Source organism: uncultured Ruegeria sp., from assembly GCF_947489545.1.
Lineage (GTDB): Bacteria > Pseudomonadota > Alphaproteobacteria > Rhodobacterales > Rhodobacteraceae > Ruegeria.
In genome coordinates, this window is sequence record NZ_CANLDZ010000026.1 from 1 (window position 1) to 22252 (window position 22252).

A 22252-nucleotide genomic window follows, 5' to 3' on the forward strand; every position below is an offset into this window, starting at 1 on the left:
GCGATGAAGCGATGAAGCGATGAAGCGATGAAGCGATGAAGCGATGAAGCGATGAAGCGATGAAGCGATGAAGCGATTGTACGGTGGGCCCATCTGATATACAAGTAAATTAATGATTTTATTGTATATTTTTATGATTTTGAAGTGAGCATTCGTTATCAGTTGAACACGCATCCAGATACTCCCCATACAGATCACCAGACCGGAAACATCGGTCTAATTTGAACCCAAAAGAACGCCACAGAAAAGGTTGCCCTTCCCTCGCCCCAAGCCTTACCGCCCCCCCGAGGGAGGAGGCGGTTGAGTTGCAGTTGTGTCAAAAAAGCTCCACTCAATGTGCTGATACAAAAATTCTAAAACCCGCTCGACACATTGAGAAATACCGAAGTGCTATACATTAATAGACACGGGCTATGATGAGGTCTGCAGATTTGGGCGAGGGCCCACGTGAGCCAAGTCTGGGGATCAACGTCGTTGAGTTTGGCGGTTCGATCGGTTCGGGTCGAAGATTTGGCAGCAGAATTCGACCTCAACCCAGATGAAATGGTGGGAGACTCGGGGCATCAAGTGCTATGTGTCAGATTCCCCTGAAGAAAATTCAGTACCTGTTGGTTTCTCAGGCGCATAGTAGATGCGCATAATGCTTGTTGATACTTTTGGCACATGCGGAGATCTATCAATTGAATGCCCAATCACGAAAACCAACTAATCTGTCGCTCGACAGTGTCTTACTTTCTGAAGCCAAGGCGCTGAAAGTAAACCTATCGCGCGCGGCCGAAGATGGGGTACGTATAGCCGTTGCTGCTGCAAAGGTAGAACAATGGAAAACTGAAAATGCTGCAGCTCTGAGAAGCTCCAATTCTTATGTGGAGAGACACGGGCTACCACTGGAAAGCTTCAGGCAATTCTAATGCCAAAGTACGATGTTTATTCCAACCCTTCTGGTGATGGATTCCTTCTGGATATTCAAACTGATCTTTTGAGTGATCTGAACACGCGTGTTGTTGTGCCGCTTTTGCCGAAATCGAAAGCTCCAAAACCTGCGACCCGGCTCAACCCAGTATTCGGGATCAATGGTGAACTTGTCGTCATGGCCACCCAGTTTTTAGCGGCCGCGCCTGTTGGAATTCTCAAGTCTCAAGTAGGCGATCTCAAAGACGAGTTTGAATAGATCACAGTCGCCGTAGATATGCTCAAGCAGGGATTCTGATAGACGTAAGAGACACTGCCACGGCAGCAGTTGGCGCAACCACATGGGTATCCCAAAACCATAGTGATGCCGCAGATCATGGAGCTGCCCCCTGCGCTGTCCCTGAAGCAGAAATCTTTAGAGACGCCCAGCGGAGGTTTACATAGTCAGTCATGAGCGCCTTCATGGCGTTTTCATCTTCCAGGTAGATTAAAACCACTCCCCCTTGTTCTCCTCTTATTGATCCGGCTCCACAAACCTTTGCTGCGCCCCCTGCTCTTTCCACAGCTTTGACAAAGCTTTGTGTCGCAGGTGGCACCACACCAATTCGAACCAAAAGCCGATGATTGTGCCGCAGTGTTTTTATCGGATTAGCGCATGTTTCAAGGTCAGATTGCAGAGCGTTGGTGCAACTACTGAACTCTTGCCACAACGCAACGTCTTTTTCATAAGCCCGTCGCACCGCCGTTACGCATTCTCCTATGGAACTTACAGGTCTTCCGTTCGACATCCAGTACCAGCCATCTCCTCTCCACAACGAGTGATGCCGAGGAATGATTGGACGACTGACCTGATCACCATCTACTCTGCTCACCCCACCATAGACGACGGAGGATGCATCAATAGCGTTACCTTTTCCGTGTCGCAGCCGCTCGCAAAAACGAATTTGCTCAATTCGCTCTTCCGGTGTCACGGTTTCATTGAACATGTTTTCGTAAAGTGCAAATGTTGCTGCGATTGCGGCCGTCCACGATCCTGTCCCCATCCCCAAAGGCAACGATGAACAACATCCCAGCGTTCCTGAAACCGGTATTTGCTGGTCATCGCCAACTTTGGGCATTGGCAATCGTTGTATGAATGACGCCACAGCATACATCACCAGATCATCTGGCCGCTGTAGAATGTCTTGAACCCGCAACTTGCCGCACACAAACAGTTCAAACCGGCGATCAAGTGACTGTTTGAAGTCTTCAAGCATCGTAAATGGATAAAACTCACCACATGAAGCTTGCTCGAAATCAGTGAACAGTCCTCCACTGCCGTGGATTGGTCTCAGCCAGACCTCTGTATAGTAAGCAATCGATGCGGCGAGAACCGGCGCTCCATACATCATCGAGTGTTCCCCCGACAAGATTATTCTGCCGGGAGCATGTGCTCGGAGAGTATTAGCTGGAAGCGTTGACGCGACGACGTTTATGCTCATCAATCTCGGGCCAATCTATACAAACCCCCTCGCCAGTTGAGGTAGTTCAGCATTGCTCGCATTTTGTGGGTCAGGTACTGACTTGAGAGCCAGATAGGCATCATGGCTGACTGTTCTCGACGAGCTTTGCAGCGTCCCGACCAGTAGCCGGACAGAAGGCCAACCGAATGCTAGAGATTGGAGTTCGAGCATAATTGTTAATCTCTTTTGTCATTCCAGCTCATCAAATTCATTGCCTCAAGGGCGAAAGAGGAGCAAAGTTCTCTGCTTCCAAAATAAGTGTTGGACGTTGGAGCAATGAACAGCCCGTACATCGGCCAGCCGCCATCCTCCAACTGACTATCCAGCAGCTTTAAAAAATCGATGCGATTGACAATTCCCAGATTTTTCATCGCAATAACCCTTAATGCTCGTTCGAGCGCAAAAGGGGTAAGGTCAACGCGTGAAATGAGCCGTTCAGTAAGGGGCCGCAAAAACCTGTTAAACCTCTCGGGAAAGTCGACAATTAATCGCGACAAAAAGAATAGAAATACATCTGGCGCCGGATAGTATCGTGTGCCTCCAAGGAATATGTCACGAGTCAAAAAGTCAAAAATAAAATCTTCAGTTTCCCCCAATTCGTTTCTGCACCCCAAACCTATTTGATTTAAAAAATACAATACGTTTGTAGCGACAATAGCATCTACCCTGGGCCGAGTATCGTCAAAGTATACCTGAATTATCCCATCTTCATTTCTATTATCAATCATGTCCTCTGCTAAAGTAAGTGCGTCGTCACTCTTTATCTTGTTGTTGCCTACTAGAAATGACAAAATCATAGATGTTGTATCCAGGTCGTCAGGAAAATCTAACGGGCGTACTTCGTTCCTATAAAAGCACCAGCGAAGCTTATTTTTTCCATCATGCCTCAATATTTCCCGTGACATCGCCTTTATTACATCGTCAGGCAAGGACGACAAAGAGTGTAGAATAACAGCGGTTGAGAATATTTCCTTAGAGAAATCAGCACTGGCAATAAGCTCTACATCATCGCCGACAAAGCTTCTACAAAGCGGGAATTTACGCAAGCGCTTGTTCAAATATGAGCGTCCCAACTCTTTTCTGTTTTCGCATGCGAAGGTGAAGGGGTTTTGCTTCTTTGGAACCCCGCCTTTGGCAGCCTGATGTGTAAAACTTCTTCGGGAATACTTAACCGTACTCAAACCCAGTTTCCGGGCTTGCTCCAGATTCGCTGAGTTATCATCTACTAATACGGCACTCTCCACATTTACGGATGAATCCGAAATGATATATTCAAATATGTCGCTATTTGGCTTCCTGTATTGAAGAAATGCGGAGATATAAATACCATCAAAATACTTCCAGAAGTCAAATCTCTTATATAAAAGCTCAAACGACTCCATATCCACATTTGAGAGACAGAGTATCTTCTTATTTTTTTGATGCAAAACCTGTAATAACGCTAAAACTGTCTGATTGACCCGCAAGCTCGTAACGCTTAAATCCAAGATTTCCTTTAGCTTATCGTAAGGTGTTTGCAGTTCACTGCTAAGTAATGTCAGTGCGATATCTTTGCTGATAAATCCCTGCTCCAAATCTCGCCAGATAGGATGACTTACCAGTTTTCTTACATCGCTCACCCCTTCGGGGACCGATGTTGTGTGGATCGAGTCCCAGTCTATAACCACATCACCCAAATCAAAAATAATTGTTTCATATGTTTCCAGCACGCTCAGCAATTCGCGAAATCTGGGGTCTGTCGCTGCCTCTGATCGCTCCACCATCGCTCCTGTTGCATTTTCCACTGATTGAGGGATATCAACTTGCGACGCCTCGGATCTGATATCAGACGCCGTGTCGTTGGATCGTAATGATTTAGAAGAACTCGAAGGCGCTTGGGCTCCAATATCAACTCGAGATGAAGACATTTTTTGATCCACCCTTCTAGAATCCAAAGACAAGCCTCTCGATGCGCGCGCGCTGCGTATATCGGCAGCGTGTTCAAAAAGCACTGTTCATTCTGATAGATTGGGTTTCACAAAGAAACGCTAAGTAATCTAGCCCTCAACGGACTTCAAAGCTCATTACTGCACATTGAATAAATATTTTGCACACAGAGTACAGAATAAAACAGCGCTTGAATGACAAGGCGAAGTACCCGGGCCATAATTCTCCCTTCTCTGCTAACGGCATCTGGAATCCCATCGTGATTCTCATCGGAACTTTTGTGGCTGTGATTCGTGTGAAGGAGCAATGATATTAGTTGATATACATGCTCGATTAAACGCACCTAGACTTGTAGATGCAAAATGTCGTTGCAATTTTCTACTCAATTTCTGCTGCCCGCGAGCACTCGATTACATCACTGCAACGAAAATTGGAATTTCGCATCGCTGATTATGCACTCATTTTGATTTCTTTTTTAATAAAATGAATCCACCTAACTCATAATTCTGGCATGAAAAATTGGAGCGAAGTCTGTAATTACTCTGCCTTCCTGTTGAATGCTATATCTTCAGCTTTCTAGCCCATCCGAATCGTTACTTAGGCGACTTTTGGTAAATACCTTTTCAATACGTCGCGCGTTTGCTGCGCGTCAAATTCCACCGGCGGATAGACCTCACGTAAATCTGTCGCAGGAAAGACGCCAATCCAGCGCTCAGCACCTTGGCAGGTTCTCTCTATTCGGGGGTAGGAATTGCACAAATCCGTAATGACCACGGATTACCAGAGGCATTTCGATGTTATCGGGTCACTCAATTCAAGTTCTCCAAATTCCGTGAATAAGGATCAAAGATCATTCAGATAGCATATGGTAACGTGCCGGTACACCCGATTGAACCACAGAATAGTCTGACGCCATTTCGCGACGTCAGATCGAATCTGAACAGAGCGTATTCCTACTCGCCAAAACTAGTGCCTGATTTCCGCCGACACGGCTGCTAAAATACAGTAGACCGTCAATCCCCCAGACAGTGCTACATGAAAAAGGCAGATGATCCGATTACCTCAGAACACGGCTTTAGAAGCGCTTCACATCCCGACCATTACTCAAGGCGTGGGCAGTAATCTCGACTTTGGTAGCAAAGGACTCCATCGAGCCCTTATAAGATTAGAGGTATAACAGGAGCCGATCGCTTCATTGCCAGCGCTTCGAATGCCTCTTTGCGTGTCGGCATAGTGTTACAAACAAGATCGGAAATCTGTCGTTCGATCCTGGAACCCTCTTTCTCGCACCATGCCAGTATTGCAGCAGTATCTTCGTCGTTCCCGGCTTCAAACCAATGGGAAGTGTCAGAGTGATCTCCTTCCACAGCCCAACCACCCATAATAGTCATGACATCGATTGGGTCATAGAAAGCCCCAAATGCACCTGGAATTGACTTGCAGAACGACCACGCCGCGTTGGTTCTAGGCGCCTGGCTGATATCGTTTTCAAGCGTTTGCTCATCCGCGCAAATCTTTCGACCATGGTCGTATCTCGATGAGACGTATTCATACAGATTGTCAGCCAACTCGCTCTGCGCCCATTCCTTTGCATCTGAACCGACCCAGGATATCAAAGCACGGTCGCTTTCGGTGGTAAAGGCATCCGCTCTGGTGCCCTCGTGGTCATCGGTGATCAGTATGTGGACGGTAATGCTCATGCTGCGATCTCCTGGTACGCGTCTAGCTGGCCAAGTTTCGAATCCTTTGAGCAATCAACAGAGCTTCACAAAGCTCAGCTCAAGCCGTTGAAGCGATCGCTCGTCCAATATGACCTAGAACCTGAACGAAGCATCTATGTTGAAGCCTTGGTTCTGTGCGAGATCGCCGAATTCACTGTAGTAGTTCAGGTAGAAGAGGACGCCATCAACCTGGTGCCTCAGACCGAACTCGACCAGGATTGTATTCTTTTCAACGGGAGCACCGGTTACGGTAAAGACATCGTTGCTTCCGTTAAAGCGCATGGTCTTGACCGGTTCCAAATCGTCGAGGGCGTGATGCCAGCCGAGGCTGCCGTCGTTGACTCTTTTACCTTCAGCCACTACAAGGCGCTGCCCCTCGGAAACCTTAAACCTACCCTCAGAGCCACGGTGATTACCAATCTCAAAGCCAGTGCCATTGAGGCTCATGGTTCTCCCGCCATCACTCAACTCTACTTTGTTATAGCGATGATCCCCCAGCCCCACTAAGTCATGGAAAGTATAGAACTGATCAGATTCAACTATAAAGCTCCCCATATTATCCAGCCTCTCGTCTGCCTGAGCGGGAGACAATCCCAATCCGGGTGTCAGAATGGCGCAAGTTGCTGCCAGCGCTGTTGTCTGCATCTGAGCACCGCGACGGAGGCAAAGGATGAATTGGTAAGCTGCCCGGGCCGCAAGAAAAAGGCTGAATTCATCGCGGATATCGGTGATTTTTGATCGTAAACTCTGGCAGGCTTTCGTGGTAAAATACGTAAACATTCAGATATTCCCCACACACAACATAAAACCGGAAACACCGATCCAACTTGGATTTAGAACTCAACAGCGCAGAAACCGTTGCTCTCTTTCTTGCCCCTAAATCTCGACAGTCAACTTAATCCCCCTCCTGGGGGAGGAGGGGGACGAGTGGTGGCAGACAGGTGGAAAGAAGTATCCACCCAACGCGCCGGTATCCAAATTTTAGAGCCTGCTCACCGCATTGGAAAATACCGAGACACTATACATTGATAGGCATTCGCTATCATCAGACTTGTCACCTACCAAAAAGGCGATGTGTTTACGCATGCCTCAAGTCAGCCTCAATGGGGCAGCCTAGATTGAGTAGACACGAGCGGGTTTCCGGCTCATCGTAACCAACAAAGAGTTGCGGTGTACAAATCATCCGGAACGAAATGGAGCCTTTGCGAGAAACTTGTCAAAGGCGATCGCCATGCGGAGTGCAAACGGGATGGAGGCAAAGAAAAAATCAGGCTTGCTCAGGACGACCTCCAGGGCGAGGACAGCATTGCTGAGTTATGCCGCCGGGAAGGCATTGCGCAGAGGTTGTATACAGCTGGTCCAGGGAAGCCTTGAAGCGGGCAATACGGCACGCGCAGCTACCTCAACTTAACGCAACAAACTCAAGATATCATCGGAAAGACCGGAGCGAAGGTCATCACAAGGGCCGCGAGTTTCATGTTGCTGGCCGATAGCCGTGCGAGTTTCGAAATTGAAGGAGATAACCCACCAACCAATCGGCTTGAGCATTGCGCGCGCGCTATCTTGGAGGCGGGTAAGCGACCCCTTAACCAATCCGAGATTTACCAATTGCATGGCATTCTCATTGGTAATGATGATAGCTTTACTCCGATGGGTTACCGCGAAGACAGCGTTTTTTTGGTAAACTGCATCATCACAATGAACCCATGCCGGAGTTCATTGGCGGACGCGCTCAGGACGTTCCGGAGTTGATGACTGCGCTCAACAACTGCAGCAACAGGCTTCGGATTTCAGATACTCATAATGTTGATCCGGTTTTACAGGCCACCTGTGCCGCTTTCGGCTTCATCTTCATTCTCCCGCTTGCTGACGGTAACGGGCGACTGCATCGCTTTCTTATTGATTATGTGCTGCCAGAGCGCGATTACATCCGGCGGGCAAGGTTTTCCTGTATCGAGCGTGATGCTCGACCGGATTAGTGAATATCGGAATGCTCTGCAAAGACACTCATCGCCACTCATGAATTTTATTCAATGGCATGCCTTGCCGAATAGCAATGTTGAAGTCGCCAACGAAACGACAGATTTATATCTGCTTTTTTGATTGCACGGCGAAAGCGGAATTTCTGCACAAGTGCGTTCTGCGCACCATTGAAAAGGACCTGCCGGGTGAAATCGACTACCTGAAGCGCCATGATGAAGCGACGCGCAATATCGTGAATACGATCGAGATCTCGGATCGCATAGCCGAAAATCTGATTATATTCATCTTGCAAAATCGAGGTGCGTTGCTCCGTAAGTAACGTAGTCGTAATCCGTTTGGTAAGCTAACATATGAAGAAATCAGCCTCATTGAAGGTATCTTTGATGATACCTTCAATGAGAATGAATAGTTGATTTGATCGCTGCCAAAATTGACTAGATAGTCAACTTTCAGATAGCCAGATCGTCGATTGACTTTCCGGCTTCCAGCGCCTCTTTCACCCATGCAGGTTTACGGCCACGTCCGGTCCATGTTTGGGATGGATCATCTGGGTTGGCATATTTCGGGGCGGTTTTGGTGGCTGTTTTCTTACCCTTACCGCCGTGCAGGGCAATAACGTCTTCAAACGCCACACCCAACTTATCCGCAATCGCGCGCATTTTTGTCAGTGCCGCTCGCAGCGCTTCTTTTTCCACTTCCACGGCACGCTTTTCGATTTTTGCCGCCAATTCTTTTAGTTCAGCGGCGCTCAGGCCGCTAATGTCTATCGACATATCATTCTCCTTATCTTTCGTTCTGATGCGACAAAGCAGAAAACGGTCTTCAGAGCAAGCATTGGCTGTTTAATCGCCGTTTTAACGCAGCAAACCTTCGCGAGTTTCAGCCTTCCACCTTTTAATCAAGTTCACCTGCCCCCAAGCGCGACAGAACATGACCCCCAGAGGGCCAATTTCTCTGGAACCAATGTTCGATAAGCTTGATGGTAAAACCTACGGGGTTCTGGAAATGCGCCAGGTAACCAGTGTTCCGGAACTGATTTAGCACACCAGCAGTAACCCCTTGAGTTGTAAGTTGCTCCTAGGCCAATTCGATGTAGGAAACAGCTAGCACTATCTTCCAATAAATATCTCGCGCTGAGGGTTGATAGGGACGATCAGCCTTTTCAAAGAGCGATTCAGCCTGCGGGGCCGTAGGATACCGCTCCGTCTTCACGCAGACCTATACCCAGGATATCGACGTCGAACCTTTTCTGCGCCTCGGGGCCGAGGCTGCGCATAGGTTATGGTCTTAATCTTGGGTACAGGGTGATCCTTTCCGTGAGTGATGTAAAATTTATTGCGCGACTTCGAAGTGGTCCTCGCGCAAGAGTGCTGTGCCGTCGGACTGCAGGGCCCACAGCTCTTTGGTGATGGTACCGTGCGCGCTGTTCATCTTCCAATCGGCCGACACTTGAGCGGTTGACAAGTCTTGGGAAACCACGGTTGTGGTATTGAAATAAATGACATCGTCAAAACCACCTTCGACCAATTGAGCCCAGAAGGCTTCGATCTCCGAACGGCCTTTGAAAGTGCCGAAAGGTTTGGCAACCATGATCGCATCTTCTTCATACATTGCAGCGGCACCGGCAGCATCGCCTGCGTTAAACGCATCACGCCATTGGCGGCTTGCAGTGGCCACGGCTGTGCTGAGTTCAAACTCAGTAGCAGCGCGCGTTTCCGCTTCCTCTGCAAAGCTGGGGTTGGAAATCGAAGTGGCAAGGGTCATGGCAAGAGCTACAACTTTGACAAGTTTCATAGGAAGGGTCCTTTCAAGTCAGTTCAGAGGCTTAGCCACACTCGAAATGCGTGACCTTGGGATCTTCGGCGCAAAGTGAGATGAGTTTGGCTAAATCACCGCATTCGATGCGCCAGCCGATATAGGCATCAAAAGCTGTGGTGGTGCTTCATTGTTCGATCTCCTGGACAGTCTTGGGTCTTCCGGGGAGATCCCGAATTCTACGCACGTGCAGCAGATATAGCTGCGTGTATCTGGTAGGATGTCGGTCAGAAACGCCTGCAGCGCCTCGCCGGCGTCGTCTTTCGGGGTCAATTCAAATTGCGTTAAGGTTGCCATGTCGCTCTGTCTGGTTGGATGGATGGAGCACGGTATTGGGAGAACGGGCACTGTACGATCCGTGCTTGGCGTGATTGAGCAAAAATCACCCTTTCAAGAAACCCAGTGTCACGGCAGTAGCAAAGCCGGTTGAGATTTTTGTTAGGTTGAACATTTGAAGTCTCCTTCAGTGTTGACCAAGAGATAGGATAATTCATTTGTTCTAAAAACAGGCTTTAAACGAACTAACTGTCCGATAACATCGAACAAAAGATTGTCAGCTGGGAGTAGCCAAACTACTTTTCATTGCATCAATCATAGCACGGACGCCAAGCGGAGGATTCGAACCATATGGATGAACCGCATAGAGGTTCGTTTCGCGCGGCTGATACTCTGGTAGTAGTTTCACCAACGTCCCGGCTTTCAGCATTGGCTGAAGGAAAAAATGTGGGAGGATACCGACACCCACACTCCGGCTTATTAAAGCAGCCACGGCGTTGACCGAACTGGCGGTCGCGACGCGTCGAAACCGGAAAGACGCTACCTTCCCGTCTACAAGCGACGCCAACTCATGCACGATGTCGGAACCTTCCCAATGGTGCGCGACATATGCCAACTCTGGCGCGCGATCCGACCAAGGCATCCCACTTTCCGCAAGGGTCTCTCTGCGGCAGAAGTCTGGTGAAGCACAAAGCACGTCATGCAATACACCGACCTTTTGTGCTTTAAACTCGCTAGACGCCAACTCTCCCGCCGTCAGCGCCACATCAATATTGTTCTGGATCAAGTCGAGCCGTTTATCATCAACTAAGACCTCCGGCAGGACCCTTGGATATGTCGCCACAAGCTGAGCAATCGCCGGTGCAACAATATTATCAATCGTTGCGTACGGAGCTGTAATCCGTAATGCCCCCATCGGTTCAGCCAGATGTTCACTCACCTCTTCCAAGGCTACAGTCGAAAGATCATTTAATTCTCGGCAACGGCGGTAGAACTGTTCGCCAATTGCCGTCAGGCTTTGTCGCCGCGTCGTTCGGATTAAGAGTTGTGCGCCAAGAGAGCTTTCAAGTTGTTTGAGCGCATCGCTCACACCGGACTTGCCCATCTGCATATGATCCGCCGCGCCTGTAATCGAGCCAGCCTCGACAATAGCTTGAAAGATACGTGCATGATTTGAAAGGAGATACTTCATTGTTCGATTGTTTGAGTTAATCTCGAAAAAGTCTAGGACGAACCAGAACCGCTAGGAGCCGCTGTTCCAAGTCTTTTCAAGTAGGTTGGTCATTCACCGCTCAGAAAAGTTCTGGTAAGATGGGCTCTCCCACCATTTCAACGCCCGGGAACATGTTGTGCTTGACCTGGATTGAGGTGATGTTGCCTGCTTCGTCGGTGTGGACGAAGGCGACTCCGCAGCGGGCCCAGTAGTTATTGCCATCTTTTCGCAGATCAGGTGCGCCCTCTCCTACTGCCCGCTTAGATTATACCAGGTAGCCTCGCTTGATCGGGAAAGTTACGCAACCTGCGCGAAGCGCTACGAGAACACCCTGCCCCGCTCAAGCAAAGTTAATCTGACAATACCGTGCTTCTTATGAATATGCATTGGGTTTTTGCTGTGCCCAGCGTCAAAGCTTGACGAAATAGTCGAGGTCTTTGCTGGCATTGTTGATTGAGAACCCAAGATCACTTAAGCCATCCACCGCGTAATTCTTGCAAAACCCCATGAATGGCAAACGGGACGGACCAGTTGACATGATGTCGAATAGTTGTTGCTTGTTGATCTCCGCACGATCAGCCACAACAAATGCCTGGCTCATTGTGCAAGCGGTGGTCATTCCCATGACGTTGTTGATGAGCTTGGTCACGTGGCCAGCACCCAGCTCGCCGAGGTGAAAGACATTTTCCCCCGGCACATCCAATACTGGTTTCACCTTCTCAAATGTGTCCATATCCCCCGCCGCCATGATGTTCAGCAAACCATCCTTGGCGTGCGTGGGCGTGCGTCCCAGCGGTGCGTCAACCATACCGGCATCTTTGGCGGCCAAATCAGCCCCAATTTTGCGAGTGGACGCCGGTATGGAAGTACCAAAGTCAATGACCACAGCATCTTCTTTGATGCCTGCTAGGATGCCGTCAACGCCATAGATCAGGCTTTCGACAACTTCCGATGTCGTTACGCAAAGCATCACAATGCCGCTGTTCGCAGCAATCTCTCGTGGCGTCGTAACCTCCACAGCGCTGCGGTTGACCATGTCGGTCCCCATGCCGCCATCCCAGTGATAACCGTTTTAGGTCTGGAGCTGGCTTTCCTGCTCGAAGGCGTGGTGGTGGTCGAGGTGATCTTTGGCCACCCTGGTCTCGGCAGCTTTCTGGTCGAAGCAATCTTCTCGCGGGATTTCCCGAAGGTTCAGGCCGTTGTTCTTCTCACCGCCGTGGTTTTCGCTGTCGTCAACTTGCTGATTGATCTGGCCTATAGCCTGCTTGACCCCCGCATCGGAGGACACGATGCGTAGCGTCATCATCCTCGCCCTGGTGTTTGTCGTGATTACGGTCGTTGGCCCAATGTTTACCCCGTACGAACCGGCTGCTATCAACATTCCCAACAGGTTGAGTTCGCCTACATCAGAGAATTGGCTTGGCACTGACGCCCTCGGGCGGGACATCCTTTCACGCCTTCTTTACGGGGCGCGATGGTCGCTGGGCTTGGCTTTCCTTATTTCCTTGATGGGATTGTTCATTGGCACCGTCATCGGCTTGATCGCCGCCTTGGGTGGCAAATGGCTGGATGGGCCATGATGCGCGTTACAGACACTTTCCTCGCCTTCCCCGAGCTTGTGGCGGCCGTGGTGATCGCGGGCGTGCTGGGCTCAGGAACGGCCAGTCTGATCTTTGCGCTCAGCGTCGTTGGCTGGATGCGCTACGCCCGCGTCGCCCGCGGCATCGGGCTGTCACTTCAAACACGCGGCTATGTGGTTCAAGCAGGGCTGGCGGGGCTATCGCCGCTCTACATCGCTCGCTGGCACTATTTGCCGTCGCTGATGCCCTCACTCATTGTAGTTTGGACCGGTATGTTCGCCCGTGCAATTTTAGGCATCTCGACCTTGGGCTTTCTTGGTTTCGGGGTACAACCTCCGATGCCGGAATGGGGGACAATGCTCCTCGATGCACGCATCCACATGCGGTCGACACCTCTACAGATGGTGTGGCCGGGGCTGGCAGTTGTCGTCTGTGTCCTCTCAATCAACTTGGTTGGCGACGCGCTCCGGGATGCTCTGTCCAAAAAAGAGATCAAGTGACAACATACTGCTTTCTGCACATTGCCGAAGTTCTGAAGCAGAGAAGCTGCTCGGCAACGAATTGGAGCTTTGTCCGTAGCGCTGTCGTTAGTCCTCTCAGAGCCCTACTTGGACATTGAAATCTTGGATTAGCCGTATTTATTGAGAGCTTCGGACACAGACAGTCGCGGTACCGACAAGAGCCCATTGGGTCTGCTCTCTGCAGCTTCCATGTCGAGATTGAAAATCTCATATTGATGTTCCGCCTCATCGTCGAGACCTGTTACGATGACATCAAATGTGTAAGAGGGTTCTTCGGCAATGAACCAATGTACGTTGTCGTCATCCTCACCAATGGAAGACAAGTCACCTGCGCCTATCAACTTGTCTACAGTGGGTCGAATTGTCAGAGCATGCTCTCCTCGCGACACTTGATCATATTGGCGAAGCCGGAATGCTCCAGCTAATGGCAGATGGGCTGAAACCATGTTCGAATGGCCGTGCGGAATAATCGACCGACCGGTGTCGACTGCAAAGAGTTTTGGCAGGAAGCTCAAAGTTCTACGCTCGTCCGATCCAAAGCTGATCTTTGTAGTGGAAACACCCAGTTCGGCAAATCCGATCCGCGATGCGAGACGGTCAAAGTCTATAGCACGCATTATGTCGTGCTCAGACACCTGGGAGAGCAATTCATAAATGCCTGACCGCCATTCTTCCAACGTGAGCACTTCACCACGCAAGGACCCCGACAGTTCATCAATCCTGGAGACAAGCATATCCACTTCGCGGCCAGTTGATCCTGCAAATGCCGAATGACCAGTACCAACACTCAGTAGCGAGGTGATGGCACCCAATTGGGCGATGACTGATCGGCGAGTTGGTTTGTGGTACATGCGGCGAAGGTATCACAAACAGGGTCATCACGTAATGATTTGAGGTTCAAAAGCTAACAGCAGCAACGTCCTGCATAGCTGCCGGGTCACATCAAAGGACCGGACATTCTGGACCCCAAAACCCGCCATTCGTTAAGGATGCAAACAATGCGCGCGATGAGCCCATTTCGACCGATGCTACATCTTCAACGAATGACCGGTTCTTTGATATTCATCCACCACTTGTTTTCGTTTTTGCGGCTTTCAGGGATTGAGCGGCTTGCAAAAGCATCCTGAACGTAGATCACAGGTTCTTCATAAGAGTGAAGAGGATGAATAACGCTCATCGCAGCGTCCAACAAATGCCTGTCCTTCGTGATTGAAAATGACAGCACCCGGACTTGTCTGCTCGTCGCGGCTTCCATAGGCCCGCTGACGGTGCCCTCAGCACCTCGAAAGAACTGCGTTCCGATGGCTGTTTCAAAGGAAACATGATCATAGTCGCCGTATGCCAATCGCAGTTCTTCGCAGAGAGCCAATCGGATACGATCATCATCTTCCGGGCCGAGCTCCACATGGATTATCCAGATTGGCTCCAACCGACACGCACTACTCTCGACCTGATCGAGTGTTTCAGCTTGCATTGCAAGTCTCCTGCATTTGGGCGAGGAGTTTCACAGTGGAGGCCATAACAATGTCATCAATTCCAAGATGTGTGACCCAACGTTGCCGGTCCGGCGTGCCGGAGATACGAATGCCGGTCTCTTTCAGAAAACCTGAGAACTTGCTCTGAACAGACGCATCCACATCGCAGAACACCATGTTGGTTTGGGGCGTTTCGACTGAGAGGCCAGGAACATGTGACAGGGCAGCGGCAAGCTCTGTGGCCCGCACATGATCAGACTTTAGTCGTGAGACATTGTTCTGGATCGCAAACCAGCCCGCTGCGGCAATGATCCCTGCTTGCCGCAATCCGCCACCTAGCATCTGCCGATGCCTGCGCGCTGTATCGATCACCTCTGCAGATCCAACAAGGACTGATCCAATTGGTGCGCCAAGCCCTTTGGAGAGGCAAAAACTGAGTGTGTCGCAATAGCAGGCAATTGTCGAAACTGGGCAAGCTAGCGCGGATGCAGCATTAAAAATGCGTGCGCCGTCCATGTGGATTTTCAGATCACGCTCTGTCGCCAGTTCCGAAACACTGTTCAAATAGTCTAACGGTAGAACCTTGCCGTCGATGGTATTCTCGACCGCAATCAGCCGAACTGGCGCAAACAGGATAGAGGCCGGGAAAAGGGAAGATCCGATGTCTTCCAGTCTCAATGTGCCATCGTCCTGGTTCTGGACAACTTGCGGCTGCACCCCGGCAACCATGGCCGCACCTCCCAACTCGCGCAGATAGGAATGAGAACGGTCGCCCACGATATAGGCCTCACCGCGCTGGCAGTGAGACATGACGGCAATCAGGTTGGATTGTGTGCCGGAGGGCGTGAGGAGAGCCGCCTCTTTTCCAAAGAGATCAGCCGCAAAACGCTCCAGTTCCTGAACCGTCGGATCATCATGGTAGTAATCATCGCCCACCTCGGCTTTGGCCATTGCATCGCGCATTGGCAAGCAGGGTCTGGTGACTGTATCGCTTCTAAAGTCTAGTTCGAGTTTCTGTTCCATGTCGTCAGGGCCTTTGGTGATTTGAGCCCAACCTGCCCGATATCAAATGAAATAGGTGATTGAAATTTGCGAAGTTTTGCAATTGGATTGCATAGGCAAGCAATTAATGAGCAGGCTTCCATGGATCGCATTGACCGCAGGATACTTAGCCAACTTCAAAGAGACGCATCTATAGCGAACAACGACCTAGCCGATCTAGTTGGTTTGGCACCGTCAAGCTGCCTTCGGCGTGTTCGTCAACTCAAGGAAAAGGGTATCATCACAGGTGTGATCGTTCTCACTGATGCCAAGAAAATGGGTCGACCTCTCAAGGCGATTGTCACGGTCAAGCTGGCTGACCACGGTGTTACCGCTCGAAAGCAATGGCTGGCCAACATGAAAACCGAGACGGCGATCTCTCAAATCTATTCGGTCTCAGGCGAAACGGACACGGTCATCATGATGAACTTGAAAGATATGGAAGAGTTTCAAGAATTGAGCCTGCGGCTGTTTGCCGGAGATGAAAATGTGCTTCAGTATCAATCTCTGTTTGTTCTGGAACAGCACAAATTCGATTTGGCGTTATAGACGCTAGAGCAGACATGCATCGGCTCGCAGCGCAACAAAAATCAATGCATCCTGACCCTAACAACTTCGGTTCATAAAAGTTTGCGACGCGTCCTGCTAAGCGTCTCCTGAAAATACGTTTTTGGCCATCCGATCAAGACAGCCACCAACACGCCAATCGAAAAAAACATCTCAAGCATTTCTTCCAAAACAAATACACGAACCATCATGGCATGCGACAGATCAGCAGCGTAAATACCGGACACCTCTTCCAACACTTGGGCAACGCATGCTGACAGACCTGCGAGTACGAACACCAGCAGGAAAGGCGCGCGAAGCTTCAGGGCCCGCAGTACATTGGGTATCCCGTGCCGAATAAATCCACCAATGACTAAAAGCCCTAACGCAACCCGCAAAACCGCTATATCAAGCAATGTGTCAAAGGTGCTTAGTACCCAATAGAGAGTGCTGCCCATCGGATAAATATCGGCTTCCAGCTCTCGTTCTGCCAAGAGCAGACAGACTAGTCCGATGTACATCCGGTTGACCCCGGGAAACCGATACAATGCGGCCATCCCTGCCGCAAAAAGTGCAGCGGCGGAAATCGTTTCAATTGGCCCGCCTTCATGACTGACAGCTGAAGCGTGCAGCGGCCAAAGCGTAGCCATTGTGAGTGCTAGCGTTGCCAAACCCAAACCTGCCCAGAACGCAAGCCGAAATCTGCCTAAGCGCAATCGTGTGGTCCGAGAGAGTCTGGCGAAATCCATTTCTTAATCGCAACGTATGCGTTTTGTGCCCGAGGGAGTCTCAATAGATTTCGGCCATAATGAGCTCGAAGACCAATACTGATGTACTATTGTGGTATAGCTAACAACTATCGCAGCTCTACTTACCGTTTCGGCCTATGGTTCATCACAACAAAACGGAATGTTGCGGCATTCTCGTTTAGGCGGAATGGAAATGTATCTGGCGCAAGCCAGAGTCCCAGGCAATATACAAACACCATTTCGCGAAGCATGGGATAGAGCAGAAGGCCATTGCGGCCAGTACCCGCAAACTCGCAGTCAAGCTCTTGAGCATTACGATGGAACCGTCGTTACTTTCAGTTGAGCGTGTCGCACGGAACTTGGTCGGGATAACCTACAGCAAAAAAGGCGGTACCCTCACCACCGGAGCGCACCGAAACGATACCTGGTAATCCTAAATTCGGTCAGGCCGAATTGGTAGAATGAGCCTCTACCAGACCTTCACTTGACTTTGAGGCTTGCTCGTGCAGCAAGTCGCAAACCGCACATTCCAGGCATTCAAAATCAGGTGGGAAATGGCGGAAGTGTGGGACTTTTTAGACCTTCGCTGCACATGAACAAATGGCCGGTTTTATGAACACTTCATCAAGCGGTCATTTTTGGCAAGGCGCGCAGATACAGCAACCATCAGCGACGTGTTTTGGCCGCCAATTTTCAGAAACAACGGCCTTTTCCGATGATCAGCTTAAGGGTAGACCATGGCTATGTCTGATTTATCTATAAAACCTGCAGTTATTGCTGACGTCCTCGCAGAAGAAATCATCAGGGGCGACATTGCTCAGGGTGCTCGACTTGCGCAGGATCGTGTAGCCGCACGATTCAAGTGCAGTCACGTCCCTGCTCGAGAGGCGCTTCAGCGCCTTGTGCAGATGGAACTTGCCACCTTTGTCCCAAAGCGCGGTGTTAGAGCGTTTTCTTTAAGTGCCGAAGATCTCGACGACATCCTAGAGATGAGACTTGCGTTGGAACCACTGGCTTTGGAAAAAGCTGTCGCCAATGTTACGCCAACGGACCTGCAGGAAATGGAGATCTATCGGCTTGCTTGCGATCATGCCAAAGATCCCATTTCTTGGGAGAAAGCCAACCGGCAGTTTCACCTGGAAATTCTAAAGCCCTGTGGGCGGCCACTTCTACTGGGACGTATCGAGCAGCTTCAGCGCCTTTCCGCGCAGAGATTTCATGCAAGATGGCGTGAAACATGGCTCAGCACGTCGGACAACGATCATGTGGCGATCCTTCACGCCATGGAGCGGCGGGAAGCAAATACCGCATCTACCATCTTAAGGCGGCACCTCTCCCGCGGATGAATTCTGGTTTGCTTTCATGAATTATCTATAGTTTACATAGCTTCTGATTCGTAGCTTAAATTTAATAGATAATACTCAGGGGCATCCAAATGACTTCGTCTACAACTTCAGCCGCTGGCAATACTCACAGAGCGCTCGATGTGCGAAGCTTTACGCTGCCGTGGAAAATGGCTGCCGTCGTTTTCGGCACCCTTTTACTCACCCTGTCGTCCTATATCGAAGTTCCAATGATGCCTGTTCCGATCACGATGCAAACATTTGCGGTTACGCTCGTTGGCGCTCTGTATGGATGGCGTTTAGGTGGTGTCACGATTGTAACGTGGTTGATAGAGGGTGCCCTCGGGCTGCCGGTGTTGGCTGGGGGAGCTGCTGGAACTCACCATTTCGTAGGTCCGACCGGCGGGTATCTCTTTGCCTTCCCCGTCGCGGGCATGATTGTCGGATGGTTGACGGCACGAGGCTGGAATGGCCAGCGCATTTGGTTGTCGTTTCTTGCAATGTTTATCGGCAACGCGATCTGTCTGATCCTAGGTGCCACATGGCTTGCAGTGCTGATCGGTGCAGAACAGGCAATTATGGTTGGTGTCGTTCCCTTTGTATTTGGTGGGGTCCTCAAGTCCGGCCTCGGAGCGATGACACTTAAACTGCTGATGCGTGATATCAAACGTACTGCCGTATGACAGTCCGCCTGCGTACTCACCATCTTCTTTGCATTCTTACCTATATTGGTAAGGGGTACAGCCCCGCTTTCACCGACAACATGACTGTGATTGCGGGGCGGATTTCTGCGGGAGAGAATATCGAAATTGTAGAAGGACCAGATGAAATCTGTGCCCCGCGCTTCGCAGAAAATAACGTGCATTGTTGTGACGAAAGCGTTCACAATCGAGACCTGCAAGCTGCGAAGGATGTGGGCAGGATTTTACAAGTTCCGATACATCCCGGCGCAAAGCTCTGTTTGGATAAACCTTCCTTGAAACGACTTCGGGCAGCGTTCACACAAGATCAGGTTCGGGCCGCCTGCATCGATTGCCAATGGGGAGATCTTTGCACCAGCATTTCTATAGATGGTTACAAAGATACATTCGTTTGACCACCCTTGCGTTTACGTGTTTGAAGGGAGGTCGAACGTGCACCGGCACAAAAACTTCCATTTTGGAACATGCCTGAACTACCTCGATTGTGGCCGTCAAAAACACTATTCAAAACCTAAGCCTTTGTTGAGGGTCGATTGCTCTTCTTCTGAAGTAAGACATTCGAGCTAACCGCAGCATCATCACCTTGGTCTCGATCCGGACCTTCGCCTCAAGAAGCCCGAATTGCTAGGATGAGCCCTTTCGAGACCTTCACCGCAGTTTGAAGCTTCGCTCGTGTAGCAAGTCGCTAACCGCGCAACCCGAACACTTAAGATCAGGTGAAAAAGTGCGGACGGAGCGGACACCGGTCGCGGGCTTACAAAGACTGTTTCCGCGCGGTAGCCACATCCGAAAACCTGTGTTAGCCGGTTGTATGCACCCTGCCAACATCCTCATCTTGACTTATGGCACGCGCGGAGACGTCGAGCCATTTGTTGCACTCGCGCTTCGGCTCAAAGAACGAGGTCACAAAGCTACTCTCGCAACAGCCGAGCAATTCGGACCCTGGATCGCCTCTTTCGGTCTGGATTACGCACCGCTTACGAACGCTTCACTCGATGTAGTCCATTCTGACGATGGCAAGACGATGCTGGAGGGTGGCTCATCGCTCCTAAGCCGTGTTGCCGCCGGGATCCGGCTCGCCCGGAAATCGGGACTGATCAACGCGCGACTCTGCACCGACGCATGGACCGCAGCCCAAAAAACCAAACCGGATCTGATTCTCTATCATCCCAAGGTCATTGCAGGGCCGCACATGGCCGAAGCCCTCAGCATTCCGGCGATGCTTGCCGTGCTGCAGCCGATGATCGTGCCAACCTCCGCCTTTCCGGCGACAGGGCTGCCACGTGTGCCGATTCCAGGATACAACCGTGCGACCTATCGCCTGGTCGCGATGTCCTACGGGGCTTTCAGGCAATCCGTAAATCGGTTCAGAAGCGAGGAACTCGGTCTTGCGCCCGTCCGTCGCGCCCGCGATGTACTAATGCCGCCCGGTATGAGCGTCTTTGAGGTGCTTCATGCCATAAGCCCCCTCGTGGTCTGTCAACCGGGTGATTGGCCTGCACATGCACTGATGACTGGCTATTGGTGGCTCCCCCTTGATCCGGACTACAAACCCCCAAGGGCGCTAGAGGAATTTCTTAAGGTGGGCAAACCATCTGTCTATGTCGGGTTCGGCAGTATGACAACGCGTGACCCCGAAGCACTCGGCCGCCTTGTATTAGACGCAGTTAGGCTGGCCGGTGTTCGTGGTGTTATCGGATCAGGGTGGGCCGGGCTTGCGGCTGAATCCGAAGACATCATCGTCATAGGGGATGTGCCGCATAACTGGCTTTTTCCCCGCATGGCAGCAGTGGTCCACCATGGTGGCGCGGGAACAACAGCGGCGGGCTTTCGGGCAGGAGTGCCTTCTGTGATCTGCCCGTTTTTCGGGGACCAGCCCGGATGGGCCGAGCGGAGCCTCGCTCTGGGTGTCGGTGCTCCGCCGATCCCGCGCAAGCGGTTGACGCCAGAGAGCCTTGCTGCATCAATAGCCACGGCAATTTGCGATCCTGCCATCAAAGTCCAAGCCCAACACCTAGCCACCGACCTAGAGAGCGAGGATGGAACCGCCATCGCAGTTTCCGAGATCGAAAAGCGGCTTCAAGCCTGCAAGCGGTCTTAGACACAAGTCGCAGCATCCAGCACTTTGGTCTCGCAATAGACATTCCCCTAGCCTCGTTGTGTCAAAGCTGGCCAACCGGTTTCCAACAAGGGTACGAATGACGGTAGGGCGGACTAAGCGCCAATTCCCTGCGCTCGCGCCAATGACCGCTTCCAAGGTGCCGGGAAAGCCTACCGGTGGCGCTCTTCGATCATGCGTGTTGGTGGCGCGATGTTGCGATTGCATCCCTTGAAGCGCGCGCAATGCCTTACCGCATCGCCTATTCCAGCCAGAGCGTTTCAGGAGTGATCGCAGCAGTCGAAGCAGGGATGGCTGTGGGCTTGTTGGGGCGCTCGTCACTGCATTCCGACCTGGCCGTTGCGGGCGATATCCTCGGGTTCGGATCGACGCCTGCTTCCAAGTTGGTCATGGCAGGAAGCGGATCCGCAGAGACCGAGCCGCAGGCTGCTATGAAAGAAGCCATACGCGTTGCGTTTCTGACAACGGCGTAAAAATGCTGCCCTTGGAGCAATCGCAGAGCGGGATTTAAGCAGTCATCTGGCAGTTTCTGCAGGTCATCGGGTAAGTTCAGGAGGCCTCAAGGTCCGCCAAGCGGACACAGCCGCCGTTGAAGACAAGCGACCCCAACCTGTTTGGTGGGAACCTATTCGTTCGGTATAAAAACAGACTCGCTATTCTTGCCGACTACTAACCCTTGCGGATCTCTACTTTAGTGGTGTCCGACTTCTTGGGCTTTGTCTTTGGGATAGTAATTGTCAGAACACCATCCTTTATTTGAGCGTCGACCTTATCTCCCTCGGCGTCGGGTGGCAGACGGAAAGAGCGGCTGAAAGATCCATATTGCCGC

Annotated in this window: 25 protein-coding genes and 1 pseudogene; 12 read left to right on the plus strand and 14 right to left on the minus strand. The window is 50.9% G+C overall.

The annotated features are described in order from the left end of the window. The first annotated feature begins 680 nt into the window (after positions 1-680). Entirely contained in the window at positions 681-911 is a 231-nt protein-coding gene (locus Q1B13_RS23545) for a type II toxin-antitoxin system CcdA family antitoxin (RefSeq protein WP_299084950.1), read from the plus strand. Further along, the gene (locus Q1B13_RS23550; protein WP_299084947.1) at positions 911-1171 is read left to right on the plus strand and encodes a CcdB family protein; all 261 of its coding nucleotides are present in this window, start codon (positions 911-913) and stop codon (positions 1169-1171) included. The genes Q1B13_RS23545 and Q1B13_RS23550 overlap by 1 nt, the downstream gene beginning before the upstream one ends. Positions 1172-1286: 115 nt before the next feature. On the opposite strand, the gene Q1B13_RS23555 is transcribed toward Q1B13_RS23550, so the two are convergent. The 4 genes from Q1B13_RS23555 to Q1B13_RS23570 all read right to left on the minus strand — a co-directional run bounded on the left by Q1B13_RS23555 (position 1287) and on the right by Q1B13_RS23570 (position 6841). Next, on the minus strand, positions 1287-2303 hold the full coding sequence (locus Q1B13_RS23555) for a hypothetical protein (RefSeq protein ID WP_299084944.1): 1017 nt from the start codon (positions 2301-2303) through the stop codon (positions 1287-1289). Positions 2304-2590: 287 nt separating this feature from the next. After that, positions 2591-4405, minus strand: a complete 1815-nt coding sequence (locus Q1B13_RS23560; protein ID WP_299800585.1) for an HAD-IA family hydrolase — start codon at positions 4403-4405, stop codon at positions 2591-2593. A 1092-nt stretch (positions 4406-5497) separates the two neighbouring features. Further along, positions 5498-6040: a hypothetical protein gene (locus tag Q1B13_RS23565; RefSeq protein WP_298938381.1), complete on the minus strand. Its 543-nt coding sequence runs from the start codon at positions 6038-6040 to the stop codon at positions 5498-5500. A gap of 114 nt (positions 6041-6154) precedes the next feature. Next, positions 6155-6841 (minus strand): autotransporter outer membrane beta-barrel domain-containing protein, encoded by a 687-nt coding sequence (locus Q1B13_RS23570; protein WP_298938380.1) that lies wholly within the window; start codon positions 6839-6841, stop codon positions 6155-6157. A gap of 926 nt (positions 6842-7767) precedes the next feature. On the opposite strand from Q1B13_RS23570, the gene Q1B13_RS23575 reads away from it, so the two are divergent. Next, positions 7768-8040 (plus strand): Fic family protein, encoded by a 273-nt coding sequence (locus Q1B13_RS23575; RefSeq protein ID WP_299084938.1) that lies wholly within the window; start codon positions 7768-7770, stop codon positions 8038-8040. Between the two features lie 47 nt (positions 8041-8087). Here the strand turns inward: Q1B13_RS23575 and Q1B13_RS23580 are convergent, their stop codons facing one another. The 5 genes from Q1B13_RS23580 to Q1B13_RS23600 form a co-directional block, all read right to left on the minus strand. Further along, complete coding sequence (locus Q1B13_RS23580) at positions 8088-8336, minus strand: hypothetical protein (protein WP_299084936.1); 249 nt, start codon at positions 8334-8336, stop codon at positions 8088-8090. 157 nt (positions 8337-8493) lie between these two features. After that, positions 8494-8817 carry an H-NS histone family protein gene (locus Q1B13_RS23585; RefSeq protein ID WP_298938378.1) on the minus strand — a complete coding sequence of 108 codons (324 nt, stop codon included), beginning with the start codon at positions 8815-8817 and terminating at the stop codon, positions 8494-8496. Positions 8818-9376: 559 nt separating this feature from the next. Next, on the minus strand, positions 9377-9838 hold the full coding sequence (locus Q1B13_RS23590; protein WP_299084934.1) for a nuclear transport factor 2 family protein: 462 nt from the start codon (positions 9836-9838) through the stop codon (positions 9377-9379). 574 nt (positions 9839-10412) lie between these two features. Next, positions 10413-11327 (minus strand): LysR family transcriptional regulator, encoded by a 915-nt coding sequence (locus Q1B13_RS23595; protein ID WP_299084927.1) that lies wholly within the window; start codon positions 11325-11327, stop codon positions 10413-10415. Positions 11328-11757: 430 nt separating this feature from the next. Next, positions 11758-12396: an NAD(P)-dependent oxidoreductase gene (locus Q1B13_RS23600; protein WP_299084925.1), complete on the minus strand. Its 639-nt coding sequence runs from the start codon at positions 12394-12396 to the stop codon at positions 11758-11760. A 12-nt stretch (positions 12397-12408) separates the two neighbouring features. Between Q1B13_RS23600 and Q1B13_RS23605 the strand changes: the two genes are divergently transcribed. Genes Q1B13_RS23605 through Q1B13_RS23615 form a run of 3 tightly spaced genes read left to right on the plus strand, consistent with a single transcriptional unit; the run spans position 12409 to position 13428 of the window. Continuing rightward, on the plus strand, positions 12409-12645 hold the full coding sequence (locus tag Q1B13_RS23605) for an ABC transporter permease subunit (protein ID WP_299084922.1): 237 nt from the start codon (positions 12409-12411) through the stop codon (positions 12643-12645). Then, positions 12638-12928 (plus strand): hypothetical protein, encoded by a 291-nt coding sequence (locus tag Q1B13_RS23610; RefSeq protein ID WP_299084919.1) that lies wholly within the window; start codon positions 12638-12640, stop codon positions 12926-12928. The genes Q1B13_RS23605 and Q1B13_RS23610 overlap by 8 nt, the downstream gene beginning before the upstream one ends. After that, entirely contained in the window at positions 12928-13428 is a 501-nt protein-coding gene (locus tag Q1B13_RS23615) for an ABC transporter permease (RefSeq protein ID WP_299800590.1), read from the plus strand. The genes Q1B13_RS23610 and Q1B13_RS23615 overlap by 1 nt, the downstream gene beginning before the upstream one ends. Before the next feature lie 128 nt (positions 13429-13556). On the opposite strand, the gene Q1B13_RS23620 is transcribed toward Q1B13_RS23615, so the two are convergent. The 3 genes from Q1B13_RS23620 to ltaE all read right to left on the minus strand — a co-directional run bounded on the left by Q1B13_RS23620 (position 13557) and on the right by ltaE (position 15947). Beyond that, the gene (locus Q1B13_RS23620; RefSeq protein WP_299084913.1) at positions 13557-14300 is read right to left on the minus strand and encodes a hypothetical protein; all 744 of its coding nucleotides are present in this window, start codon (positions 14298-14300) and stop codon (positions 13557-13559) included. Positions 14301-14485: 185 nt separating this feature from the next. Continuing rightward, a complete protein-coding gene (locus tag Q1B13_RS23625) occupies positions 14486-14923 on the minus strand; it encodes a hypothetical protein (protein WP_299084911.1) in 438 nt (145 codons plus the stop codon). Further along, positions 14913-15947: a low-specificity L-threonine aldolase gene (ltaE, locus tag Q1B13_RS23630; protein WP_299084909.1), complete on the minus strand. Its 1035-nt coding sequence runs from the start codon at positions 15945-15947 to the stop codon at positions 14913-14915. The genes Q1B13_RS23625 and ltaE overlap by 11 nt, the downstream gene beginning before the upstream one ends. A 66-nt stretch (positions 15948-16013) precedes the next feature. On the opposite strand from ltaE, the gene Q1B13_RS23635 reads away from it, so the two are divergent. After that, positions 16014-16514 carry an Lrp/AsnC family transcriptional regulator gene (locus Q1B13_RS23635; RefSeq protein ID WP_299084906.1) on the plus strand — a complete coding sequence of 167 codons (501 nt, stop codon included), beginning with the start codon at positions 16014-16016 and terminating at the stop codon, positions 16512-16514. 71 nt (positions 16515-16585) lie between these two features. On the opposite strand, the gene Q1B13_RS23640 is transcribed toward Q1B13_RS23635, so the two are convergent. Continuing rightward, positions 16586-17161 (minus strand): hypothetical protein, encoded by a 576-nt coding sequence (locus tag Q1B13_RS23640; RefSeq protein WP_299084903.1) that lies wholly within the window; start codon positions 17159-17161, stop codon positions 16586-16588. An 836-nt stretch (positions 17162-17997) separates the two neighbouring features. On the opposite strand from Q1B13_RS23640, the gene Q1B13_RS23645 reads away from it, so the two are divergent. The 5 genes from Q1B13_RS23645 to Q1B13_RS23665 all read left to right on the plus strand — a co-directional run bounded on the left by Q1B13_RS23645 (position 17998) and on the right by Q1B13_RS23665 (position 21896). Then, positions 17998-18606, plus strand: a complete 609-nt coding sequence (locus Q1B13_RS23645; RefSeq protein ID WP_299084900.1) for a GntR family transcriptional regulator — start codon at positions 17998-18000, stop codon at positions 18604-18606. Between the two features lie 89 nt (positions 18607-18695). Next, entirely contained in the window at positions 18696-19286 is a 591-nt protein-coding gene (locus tag Q1B13_RS23650) for a biotin transporter BioY (protein WP_299084896.1), read from the plus strand. Then, on the plus strand, positions 19283-19699 hold the full coding sequence (locus tag Q1B13_RS23655) for a DUF1284 domain-containing protein (RefSeq protein WP_298938485.1): 417 nt from the start codon (positions 19283-19285) through the stop codon (positions 19697-19699). Before Q1B13_RS23650 ends, Q1B13_RS23655 begins: the two co-directional genes overlap by 4 nt. A gap of 416 nt (positions 19700-20115) precedes the next feature. Further along, complete coding sequence (locus Q1B13_RS23660) at positions 20116-21405, plus strand: glycosyltransferase (RefSeq protein WP_299084894.1); 1290 nt, start codon at positions 20116-20118, stop codon at positions 21403-21405. A 176-nt stretch (positions 21406-21581) separates the two neighbouring features. Beyond that, positions 21582-21896, plus strand: a complete 315-nt coding sequence (locus tag Q1B13_RS23665; protein ID WP_299084891.1) for a hypothetical protein — start codon at positions 21582-21584, stop codon at positions 21894-21896. Between the two features lie 196 nt (positions 21897-22092). Here Q1B13_RS23665 and Q1B13_RS23670 read toward each other — a convergent pair. Beyond that, positions 22093-22251: pseudogene (locus Q1B13_RS23670) on the minus strand (Hsp20/alpha crystallin family protein); the annotation flags it as partial. Between the last annotated feature and the right edge of the window lies 1 nt (position 22252).

Bases quoted from the DNA above. Each gene is read 5' to 3' on its own strand.
- Q1B13_RS23625 (WP_299084911.1), bottom strand. From the start codon at position 14,923: ATGCAAGCTGAAACACTCGATCAGGTCGAGAGTAGTGCGTGTCGGTTG.
- Q1B13_RS23575 (WP_299084938.1), top strand. From the start codon at position 7,768: ATGCCGGAGTTCATTGGCGGACGCGCTCAGGACGTTCCGGAGTTGATG.
- Q1B13_RS23610 (WP_299084919.1), top strand. From the start codon at position 12,638: ATGCGTAGCGTCATCATCCTCGCCCTGGTGTTTGTCGTGATTACGGTC.
- Q1B13_RS23650 (WP_299084896.1), top strand. From the start codon at position 18,696: ATGACTTCGTCTACAACTTCAGCCGCTGGCAATACTCACAGAGCGCTC.
- Q1B13_RS23645 (WP_299084900.1), top strand. From the start codon at position 17,998: ATGGCTATGTCTGATTTATCTATAAAACCTGCAGTTATTGCTGACGTC.
- Q1B13_RS23615 (WP_299800590.1), top strand. From the start codon at position 12,928: ATGCGCGTTACAGACACTTTCCTCGCCTTCCCCGAGCTTGTGGCGGCC.
- Q1B13_RS23600 (WP_299084925.1), bottom strand. From the start codon at position 12,396: ATGGGGACCGACATGGTCAACCGCAGCGCTGTGGAGGTTACGACGCCA.
- Q1B13_RS23660 (WP_299084894.1), top strand. From the start codon at position 20,116: ATGCACCCTGCCAACATCCTCATCTTGACTTATGGCACGCGCGGAGAC.
- ltaE (WP_299084909.1), bottom strand. From the start codon at position 15,947: ATGGAACAGAAACTCGAACTAGACTTTAGAAGCGATACAGTCACCAGA.
- Q1B13_RS23595 (WP_299084927.1), bottom strand. From the start codon at position 11,327: ATGAAGTATCTCCTTTCAAATCATGCACGTATCTTTCAAGCTATTGTC.
- Q1B13_RS23550 (WP_299084947.1), top strand. From the start codon at position 911: ATGCCAAAGTACGATGTTTATTCCAACCCTTCTGGTGATGGATTCCTT.
- Q1B13_RS23655 (WP_298938485.1), top strand. From the start codon at position 19,283: ATGACAGTCCGCCTGCGTACTCACCATCTTCTTTGCATTCTTACCTAT.
- Q1B13_RS23620 (WP_299084913.1), bottom strand. From the start codon at position 14,300: ATGTACCACAAACCAACTCGCCGATCAGTCATCGCCCAATTGGGTGCC.
- Q1B13_RS23585 (WP_298938378.1), bottom strand. From the start codon at position 8,817: ATGTCGATAGACATTAGCGGCCTGAGCGCCGCTGAACTAAAAGAATTG.
- Q1B13_RS23570 (WP_298938380.1), bottom strand. From the start codon at position 6,841: ATGTTTACGTATTTTACCACGAAAGCCTGCCAGAGTTTACGATCAAAA.
- Q1B13_RS23555 (WP_299084944.1), bottom strand. From the start codon at position 2,303: ATGATGTATGGAGCGCCGGTTCTCGCCGCATCGATTGCTTACTATACA.
- Q1B13_RS23640 (WP_299084903.1), bottom strand. From the start codon at position 17,161: ATGGCTACGCTTTGGCCGCTGCACGCTTCAGCTGTCAGTCATGAAGGC.
- Q1B13_RS23565 (WP_298938381.1), bottom strand. From the start codon at position 6,040: ATGAGCATTACCGTCCACATACTGATCACCGATGACCACGAGGGCACC.
- Q1B13_RS23590 (WP_299084934.1), bottom strand. From the start codon at position 9,838: ATGAAACTTGTCAAAGTTGTAGCTCTTGCCATGACCCTTGCCACTTCG.